3 protein-coding genes are annotated in these 2,086 nt (G+C 60.3%); 1 reads left to right on the top strand and 2 read right to left on the bottom strand.

The features are described from left to right. Positions 1 to 257: 257 nt before the first annotated feature. Both M3436_20945 and M3436_20940 read right to left on the bottom strand, forming a co-directional pair. A complete protein-coding gene (locus tag M3436_20945) occupies positions 258 to 404 on the bottom strand; it encodes a hypothetical protein (GenBank protein MDQ3566432.1) in 147 nt (48 codons plus the stop codon). 41 nt (positions 405 to 445) lie between these two features. Further along, entirely contained in the window at positions 446 to 1,171 is a 726-nt protein-coding gene (locus tag M3436_20940) for a hypothetical protein (protein MDQ3566431.1), read from the bottom strand. Between the two features lie 283 nt (positions 1,172 to 1,454). Between M3436_20940 and M3436_20935 the strand changes: the two genes are divergently transcribed. Next, positions 1,455 to 1,616, top strand: coding sequence for a hypothetical protein (locus M3436_20935; protein ID MDQ3566430.1), 162 nt, complete (start codon positions 1,455 to 1,457; stop codon positions 1,614 to 1,616). Positions 1,617 to 2,086: the final 470 nt, after the last annotated feature.

The raw sequence follows: 2,086 nt of genomic DNA, 5'->3' as shown, positions 1-2,086 counted from the left end.
GCCTCGTCTGCCGGCGTGTCATGGTGTTTCGATGGCTGAGAGTTCAAGTCTTGACCCGGCTCGCCGTGTGGTGGCTATCGGCTTAAGGTCGAACTCTCAACCTCTAATGTGGGGCGCTGACGGGCGCTTACTTTTCGACCACAACGGGGCCTCCTGCGCCTGACTCTCAACTCGACAAGTTGGCGATCAGCATGTCGATCAACGCCTGCACTTGGAGTTGCGATCCAGAGCGATCCGCCGACGGTGGCGGCTCCCTTTCACTGCTTCTTCCCGATGGTGGGGCCGTCGCCGATCACGAAGTAGCCGGCGGGCGGCGAGCCGCCGTTGGCCTCGCAGAACGACCGGGCCGCGGCCGCCTGCGCGTTCACGGAGTTGATGCTCGACGCCTTCGTGTCGAGCGCCACGGTCACTTATCCCAAGGCGATTTCCTTTTCGCGTAGGCGGCCTATGGCGTGGTTTGGATCTTGATGTCGGTGATGATGATGCGGTTCACGTTGTCGTCGCACGAGGCCGTCAGCGCGAAGCGGTCGCCCGCAGCCGGCGTGAACCCCGCGCCGAGGTCGAGGTCCGTGAACACGGGCACGAAGCCCGCCGCCGTGTTGGTGTTCAGCAGCACGTCCAGTCCGTTGGCGTCGTACACCACTCGATATCTGGCGAAGTCGGTAGTTGCAGGGTTGACTGTCTCGTTCACCGCGATCAGCACGCCATCAACAAAGACGCGGATGCCCGCCGGGCTTCCATCGTAATTGGTATCGAACCCGACGGCGAGGCCATCGAGGTTGATCGGACCCTGCATATCCGCTCCCATCATCAGCGCCGGGAAGCTGCCGAAAACGAAACCCATCCCCGTCCCTCGCTGCGGGAACATCCCCGTCCCGGAGGTGTCCAACTCGGTGGCGACGTACTCGACCTCTGCCGTGAAGGCGCTGATGGCCGTGCCCGGGTCAAGGTCGGGCAGCGTCAGCGCCCCCTGCCGCCCCTGCATGTTTCGAACCAACTGGATGCCGCCCTTGCCGAAGTAGCGCGCCCCGACCGCCGATAGCCCGCCGTCGTTGTCGCTCAAGGTCGCGCCCCGCGCCATTAAGTCATTCAGTTTATCCACATACGACCCCGCCTGCGTCGCGCTGTATGCCAGCGTCAGCACTGCGAGCGTGAAAATAAGTCTCTTCATCGGTAGTCTCCTCACTCTTGGAATTAGCCTTGACGTGCGTGGCCTGTCCTTGCCTGACAAAGCTCAGCACGCCTTTCATTCTGATAAGACATTTCGGGAAAAACATTTCACCGGCGGCTTGAATTATTTTTAGCAGGCGGGTTCACCGGAGAGGCGGCTGACGCTTTGGTCGCGCAAGGCTCGTGAGGCCGGGTCAGTACCGGGAGCGGTTCGCGACCGGGCTGGGCGCGGCCCATCGCTCGACTTGAGCGGTAGCTCACGGCACACCCGTCGCTACGAGGCTGTGAATAAATCAAAGGATTGGATTCAGTTTTCAATTCAAGATGCCACCGGCTTGCCCGGTGGAGTCTCACGATGGCAGCTACAAAAAGTTCATCAAGTAAAACTCTTAAAAGGCGACGGCTTGCTTGGTGCCATCTTGGAAATGATTGTGCGCATAAGGTAGCTACCAACGTGAGACTCCACCGGGCAAGCCGGTGGCATCTTGGCAATCATAGGGCGCTTAGGTAGCTACTAAACGTGAAACTCCACCGGGCAAGCCGGTGGCATCTTGAAGTGAAACTGAGTCCAATTAGTCCAATCCTCTAGTTTATTCACAGTCCCGCGCCCGGGTAGAGCCTCGCTCACACTCAACCTGAGTTGTTGGAGGTAGTGCCACCCCGTCGCTACCGCTCCGGGTAATGAAATGACCTATTGTCAGAGGACGTCCGGCCTCGTCTGCCGGCGTGTCATGGTGTTTCGATGGCTGAGAGTTCAAGTCTTGACCCGGCTCGCCGTGTGGTGGCTATCCGCCCTTGCCGAAGTAGCGCGCCCCGACCGCCGATAGCCCGCCGTCGTTGTCGCTCAAGGTCGCGCCCCGCGCCATTAAGTCATTCAGTTTATCCACATACGACCCCGCCTGCGTCGCGCTGTATG

The organism is Pseudomonadota bacterium, from assembly GCA_030859565.1.
Lineage (GTDB): Bacteria > Pseudomonadota > Gammaproteobacteria > JACCXJ01 > JACCXJ01 > USCg-Taylor.
Note: the sequence above shows the minus strand (reverse complement) of the source record. Positions and strands in the feature narration are given on the sequence as shown.